The sequence below is a fragment of the Prosthecobacter sp. genome (assembly GCF_029946185.1).
Classification (GTDB): domain Bacteria; phylum Verrucomicrobiota; class Verrucomicrobiia; order Verrucomicrobiales; family Verrucomicrobiaceae; genus Prosthecobacter.
Map to the genome: position 1 here is coordinate 1 of NZ_JAQSEA010000229.1, position 6,323 is coordinate 6,323.

General features: G+C 59.6%; 7 protein-coding genes and 1 pseudogene. 6 read left to right on the forward strand and 2 right to left on the reverse strand.

What is annotated here, in order from left to right; genetic code table 11:
• Window positions 1–288 (forward strand): annotated as a pseudogene (locus PSV43_RS19015) (hypothetical protein); the annotation flags it as partial.
• A gap of 6 nt (window positions 289–294) precedes the next feature.
• Here PSV43_RS19015 and PSV43_RS19020 read toward each other — a convergent pair.
• On the reverse strand, window positions 295–786 hold the full coding sequence (locus PSV43_RS19020) for a hypothetical protein (RefSeq protein WP_300201134.1): 492 nt from the start codon (window positions 784–786) through the stop codon (window positions 295–297).
• A 14-nt stretch (window positions 787–800) separates the two neighbouring features.
• Between PSV43_RS19020 and upp the strand changes: the two genes are divergently transcribed.
• The 3 genes from upp to PSV43_RS19035 all read left to right on the forward strand — a co-directional run bounded on the left by upp (window position 801) and on the right by PSV43_RS19035 (window position 2,933).
• Window positions 801–1,487 (forward strand): uracil phosphoribosyltransferase, encoded by a 687-nt coding sequence (gene upp, locus PSV43_RS19025; protein WP_300201137.1) that lies wholly within the window; start codon window positions 801–803, stop codon window positions 1,485–1,487.
• A 56-nt stretch (window positions 1,488–1,543) separates the two neighbouring features.
• Window positions 1,544–2,470: a metallophosphoesterase gene (locus tag PSV43_RS19030; protein WP_300201140.1), complete on the forward strand. Its 927-nt coding sequence runs from the start codon at window positions 1,544–1,546 to the stop codon at window positions 2,468–2,470.
• 97 nt (window positions 2,471–2,567) lie between these two features.
• Window positions 2,568–2,933, forward strand: coding sequence for a hypothetical protein (locus tag PSV43_RS19035; RefSeq protein WP_300201143.1), 366 nt, complete (start codon window positions 2,568–2,570; stop codon window positions 2,931–2,933).
• Between the two features lie 108 nt (window positions 2,934–3,041).
• On the opposite strand, the gene PSV43_RS19040 is transcribed toward PSV43_RS19035, so the two are convergent.
• A complete protein-coding gene (locus PSV43_RS19040; RefSeq protein ID WP_300201145.1) occupies window positions 3,042–3,365 on the reverse strand; it encodes a hypothetical protein in 324 nt (107 codons plus the stop codon).
• A 256-nt stretch (window positions 3,366–3,621) separates the two neighbouring features.
• On the opposite strand from PSV43_RS19040, the gene PSV43_RS19045 reads away from it, so the two are divergent.
• Together PSV43_RS19045 and PSV43_RS19050 are read left to right on the forward strand one after the other, a co-directional pair.
• Window positions 3,622–4,284, forward strand: a complete 663-nt coding sequence (locus PSV43_RS19045) for an OB-fold-containig protein (protein WP_300201148.1) — start codon at window positions 3,622–3,624, stop codon at window positions 4,282–4,284.
• A gap of 26 nt (window positions 4,285–4,310) precedes the next feature.
• On the forward strand, window positions 4,311–6,323 hold a 2,013-nt coding region (locus tag PSV43_RS19050; RefSeq protein WP_300201150.1), incomplete at its 3' end, for a hypothetical protein.

Sequence of the window (6,323 nt, forward strand, 5' to 3'; positions counted from 1 at the left end):
CTCGCGCGCTTCGTGCCCATCGTGCGCACCTTTGCCCCCTTCACCGCCGGCTTTGGTCGCATGGACTACCGCCGCTTCCTGATGTACAGCCTCGGCGGCGGCCTCGTCTGGGTGCTCAGCTTCAGCATCGCCGGTTACTTCCTCGGCAGCATCCCGATCATCAAAAACAATCTCAAGCTGGTCTTCGTTCTCATCATCGTCGTCTCCATGCTCCCCATCGTCTTTGAAGTGCTCAAACACCGCTCAGAGGCCAAAAAGGCGCAGGCGAAAAAGGATGGGGAAGCTTAAACCCGACTACGGCCCCGGCACCCGCGCACCCGTGCTCGGGTTCATGTAATACCCCGCAGCACCGCCAACACCCGGCACATACACCGGCTGCGTCGGCATCCTTCCATAATAGCGCGAGTTGTCATTGTCCGGCACCGCCATGCCCGGATACACCGGCATGTTCCCAATGGTCTGATAACTCTGCACCCCGCCATACGCGTTGATCACACCGCTCGAACTGCGGCTGCCAAACGGCCCTGACACATTCTGCTGGTACATGAGCTGATTCCCCTGCGGCATCGCCGTCGGCCCCGAACCGGGGGCATACCCACCGCGTGGCACAGGAGCATCGCTGCTGCCCGCCATGCTGGCAATGCTCTGGCTCGTGCTGCTGCGCGGCACGGCGGTCGGCTGATTGGCTGACGGGTAATAATAACTCGAACCGTCCCCCCTCGGTGCGCTCTCACAAGCGCCCAGGAAAAGTGCCAGCAGCGCTGGCACGCACAGTCGTGTTTTCATGCCCGCATAATAACATGACCGGCAACCCGGTGGTGGAAAACTTTGCCAGCACCAGCAAACGCGGCAGAATGCCCTGCATGCAGCCCGTTGTCATCGTTCAGCATCCTCTGGCACAGTGCCATCTCGCCGCCATCCGTGCCGTCGGCACCTCATCGAATGAGTTTCGGCGGCATCTGAACCATCTCGCGCGCATCCTCTTCCTCGAAGCCACCCGCGAGCTTCCCGTGCAGGAGATCACCGTGCAGACACCGCTCAAACAAACGGTAGGCTCACAGCTGGCACGCCCGCTCGTCTGCGTACCCATCCTGCGCGCCGGCCTGGGTTTGCTGGACGGCATTCTACCGCTCGTACCAGACGCGGTGGTCGCCCATGTGGGCATTCGGCGAAACGAGGAAACCGCCCTCCCGCATGCCTACTATGCGAATCTGCCCGCCAATCTCTCAGCCGCAGATGTCTTCCTGCTGGACCCCATGCTCGCCACCGGCGGCAGCGCCTGCGAAGCCGCACGCCAGCTCAAGGAGGCCGGTGCTCTGCGCATCACCATGATCTGCGTGGTCACCTGCCCGGAAGGACTCGCGGCGATGCAACTCTCCCATCCGGATGTGGCCATCGTCACCGCCGCCATCGATTCCGGCCTCAATGAGAAATGCTACATCGTCCCCGGCCTCGGCGATGCCGGAGACCGCTACTTTGGCACCTGAATTTTGCCTTTCTCTGTTCGCACGATCCGGCCTCTGACCAGCGTTTCATTCTCCCCATGCCCATCACCCTTCCACCCCTCTCCCGCCGCAGCTTTTTGCGACACGGCGCCGCCGCCGCCCTCGGTTCATTCGCCACGCAGCTTCCCGCGCTGGAGATTCCTGAGCAGACCTGGGTCCTGTTTTCCGATCCCCACATCGCTGCAGACGAGGCCCTCGTCGCACGCGGCGCCTGCATGGCGGAAAACCTGCGCCGCTGCGCTAACCAGGTGCTCAAGATCGGCCAGAAGCCCTTTGGCCTCATCGTCAACGGCGACTGCGCCTACCTCGAAGGCAAAACCGAAGACTACGTCACCTTCACCCACTGCATCCAGGCCTTGCGCGAGCAGTCCATTCAGATTCACTGCACCCTCGGCAATCACGACCACCGCACCAATTTCCTCAACGCCATCGTCGGCCCGCCCCCGCCCAACGCCGAGCGCCCCATGAACGTGCCGGACAAGCACGTCGCCACCGTCACCAGCGCCCAAGTAAACTGGGTGCTGCTCGACTCCCTCGACCTCGTCAACAAAACCCCCGGCATTCTGGGCCAGCCCCAGCTCCTGTGGATCGAGCGTGAACTTCGCAACGCGCCCGACAAACCCACCTTCATCGTGGCGCATCACAACCCCATGCAGCCCAGCATGACCGAAAAAGGCAAAGGCAGCTGCCTGCAAGACAGCGATGCCCTCTTCGACCTCCTCGCCTCTTATCCCAAAGTGCAGGGCTTAATTTACGGCCACACGCACACCTGGTTGAAATCCAAGCACGAGAAGACCGGCCTCCCTCTCATCAATCTGCCACCCGTAGCCTACGTCTTCGACCCCAAAAGCCCCAACGGCTGGGTCATCGTCCGCATCAACTCAGACCGCGCCGAGTTCGAACTCCGCGCCCTCAATCCCGCCCATGAAGAGCACGGGCAGAAGCACGTCATCAAGTTTGTGTAACCCCGGCCGCATCGGCTTCTCTCCGATGGCGGAGCCATCAAAGCCTGTAGCGAGGGGTTGAGCGCAGCGATACCCCTCGTAACGTCCACCATTCCCCATGCCTGAAAACGCATCGCGTAGCGATGCCAGCACTGCCACCTCTAAGCTTGTTTGGCACAGCACCTCAGCTTCCTTTGGCCGACCGAAGATCAACCGTTATTTGATCTTCCCCGTCATCAATGAAAATCCGGTTCGCACCAGTTGCGATCTTCGGCTGATGGGGAACCTTCTCCTGAAAAACAGAAGATTTCTGGTACACGGTCATGCGCTTTCCAGAACGGCTGACCATCTGCACTTTCCACTGCGTGAGTTCCATGAAACCTCAGCCTTCGAACTCAATAAACGCGATCCCCACCACCTGCTGATCTCCCACCGCCCCTCGATAAAAGGTGCCCACCTCAGCATAGTGGTGGCTGTGCCTTAAAAGATACAGTCCCAGAGGTATCGCCGTGGCTAGCGCCCCCGCGAATAAACAAGCCACCCATCGCCACGGTTTTCCCGTCATATTCGAAGGGTCGGTTTCGATCAGTGCCTACACCTCTCCGCCCGCAGCATCCACAGTACGCATCATCGCGTCCAGGAACTCCTGCGCAGCATCAATCGGTAGAATGATCGTGTCGCGTCGGCCGCGCACGTCCTCCGTGATCTTGATAAACTTGCCCCGATCATTCTCCTTCAAATCGAGAAAGAAAATCTTCCGATCCGTGACAATTTTCTCGGAATGCAGCGGCGGATTAGCCGGGCGCCGTTCGTCTTCAAATTCTGTGTTCCTCATGCCGGTAACCTCCACTGATTGACGATTCGCTGTGCTGTTGTTCTGGGTGATTTTCGAGGCCGATTCTAGGAGCAGCGCCACTGTTGTCAACGCTTCTCGCGGACCATCTACAGGAACTCCAAGCCGTCTGCCGCCAAGCCTGCCCCTTCACTCAAGCCTCCCAAATCACCCGCAGGCGCACCGTTTTTCACCCTTCCACCACAGCAGCAATCAGGAATTTGTTTACCCCATCGGGCTTGTGCGCCTACACTGCTCTAATTGGATTGAAGACGTTCTGCAAAATTGTAATCGCCTCGCCTCCGGTCAGTTGCTTATATCGCACATCACCCCTCCCACCGTGTTCGAACTCTTCCAAGCATCCATCCTGCCACAGCAGCTTTTGCTTTCGTTGCTCCTGACGCTGGTCGTCTGTTACTGGCTCCTAGTCCTGCTCGGCGCGCTGGATTTCGAGGCTGATCTGCCGGACGATCTGGGCACTGACGGCGATGCCCATCACGGCACCGGCTCCACCCACGCTCTTGGCATGAGCACCGGCGGCGCCTGGCTCTCGCTAGGTCGGTTCATCGGCTTTTCGCAGGTGCCCCTCATGGTCTGGCTCAGTTTCATGATCCTCTTCATGTGGTTTGGCTCTCTGGTGCTCAACGAATGGTACAATCAAGCCGGCAGTCTGGGACAGGCCGCCTTGCTACTGCTGCCCAACCTCCTCGGCAGCCTCATCCTGACCAAGCTCGTCACCCTTCCCGTCGCCAAGCTCTTCAAAGCCATGGGCGATGCCGACTCCGAAGCCGAAGAAGTCATCGGGCGCACCGGCATCGTCACCTCCACAGAAGCAGACGCCTCCTACGGACAGCTCGAAATCACCACCGCCAATGTCCCGCTGCTGATCAATGTCCGCACCCAGCCCGGCGTCGCACCGCTGAAGCGTGGCGACTCGGCCAAAGTCCTTTCCGCCGGTCCTGACAACATCTTTTACCTGATCGAACCCGCTCCTCAGAACTAACCCGCAACCCCTTTCACTCACCTCTCATGACCTCATCCCTACCCCTCGCTCTCCTCCTCGAAGGCAGTCTTCTTGTCGGAGTCATCATCCTCGGCATCTTTCTCGGCATCCTGATTCTGTTCTCGCGGTTCTTCCGCAAAGTACAGCAGGGCCAGGCCATCGTGCGCAACGGCATCGGTGGCACCAAGGTGACCTTCAATGGCATGATCGTCATCCCCGTAGCCCATCAGTCCGAATACATGGACATCTCGGTCAAGCGCATCGAGATCGAGCGCAAAGCCCAGGAAGGCCTCATCTGCAAAGACAACCTCCGTGCGGACATCAAGGTCGCCTTCTTCGTCCGCGTCAACAAAACGCCGGAAGACGTGCTCCGCGTGGCCCAGAGCATCGGCTGCACTCGTGCCAGCACCGTGGACACCATCCGCGTGCTGTTTGACGCCAAGTTCTCCGAAGCCCTCAAGACCGTGGGCAAACGCTTCGAATTCGTGCAGCTCTACAATGAGCGCGACCATTTCAAGAGCGAGATCCTCAAAGTCATCGGCACCGACCTCAACGGCTTCACCCTCGACGACTGCGCCATCGACTTCCTCGAACAAACACGCCTCGAAAATCTCGATCCCGACAACATCCTCGACGCCGAGGGCATCAAGAAGATCACCGAGCTCACCGCCGCCCAGGCCAAGCTCTCCAACAACATCCAACGCGACAAGGAAAAGGTCATCAAGCAGCAGGACGTGCAGGCCCGCGAAGCCATCCTCGAACTCGAACGCCAGCTGGCTGAAACCGAGTCGAAGCAGAAGCGCGACGTCGAAAGCGTCCGTGCCCGCGAAACCGCCGAGACCATGAAGGTGCAGGAAGAAGAACGCCTGAAGTCCGAACGCGCCAGAATCAGCGCCGACGAAGAAATCGCCGTCGCCACGGAGAACAAGGACCGCCAGGTCATCGTCGCCCAGCGCAACAAGGAGCGCACCGACGCCGTCGAAATCGAACGCGTCACCCGTGACCGCGATCTCGAAATCATCGACCGGGAGCGCGTCACCACGCTCAAATCCATCGAGAAGGAGAAAGCCGTAGAAATAGAGAAAAAGAACATCCAGGAGGTAATCAAAGACCGCGTCGCCCTCGAAAAAACCGTCGTCATCGAGCAGCAGAAAATGAAGGACGCCGAAGCCTTCGCCACCGCCGACCGCGAGAAGCAGGTCGCTCTCACCAACGCCGAGAGAAACGCCCAGGAGAGCCTCATCCAGAAAATCAAAGAAGCCGAAGCCTCCAAACAATCCGCCCAGCTCGCCGCCGAGCAGGCCGCCTTCACCACCATCAAAGCCGCAGACGCTTCCAAACAGGCCGCCGAACTTCACGCTCAAGAATTGCTCACCCTCGCCGAAGCCCGTCAGGAGTCCGCCTCCAAAGACGCCGCCGCTGAGAAATCCTTCGCCGAAGGTAAAACCGCCTCCTCCGCCGCCATCGGCCTCGGGGAAGCCCAAGTCATGCTTGCCAAGGCCGAAGCCTCGCAGAAGCAGGGCACCGCAGACGCCGAAGTCACGCAGCTCAAACTCGCTGCAGAAGCAGATGGCATCACCAAGAAGGCCCAGGCCATGAAGCTCCTCGAAAACGCCGGACGCGAACACGAAGAGTTCAAGCTCACCCTCGAGAAAGAGAAAGCCATCGAGCTCGCGCAGATCAACATCCAGAAGGACATCGCCGCCGCCCAGGCCAACGTGCTTGGCGAGGCCATGAAATCCGCCAAGATCGAAATCATCGGCGGCGAAAGCCAGTTCTTCGACAAGATCACCAACGCCATCGGCAATGCCCGCGCCATCGACCGCATGGTCGAAGGCAGCCGCACCCTCACCGACGTGAAGGAAACCTTCTTCACCGGCGATCCCGACTACTTCAAATCCCAGCTCAAGAACATCATCGATCAATTCGGCCTCACCTCCGAAGACACCAAGAACCTCACCCTCAGCGCCCTCTTCTCCAAGCTCATCGGCCTCAACCCCGACGCCACCACCTTAAATAAACTCACCGGCATGATCGGC

What these genes read in the sequence shown, in the direction of transcription:
- PSV43_RS19020 (WP_300201134.1), bottom strand. Translation starts at nt 786, where the DNA reads ATGAAAACACGACTGTGCGTGCCAGCGCTGCTGGCACTTTTCCTGGGC.
- upp (WP_300201137.1), top strand. Translation starts at nt 801, where the DNA reads ATGACCGGCAACCCGGTGGTGGAAAACTTTGCCAGCACCAGCAAACGC.
- PSV43_RS19030 (WP_300201140.1), top strand. Translation starts at nt 1,544, where the DNA reads ATGCCCATCACCCTTCCACCCCTCTCCCGCCGCAGCTTTTTGCGACAC.
- PSV43_RS19035 (WP_300201143.1), top strand. Translation starts at nt 2,568, where the DNA reads ATGCCTGAAAACGCATCGCGTAGCGATGCCAGCACTGCCACCTCTAAG.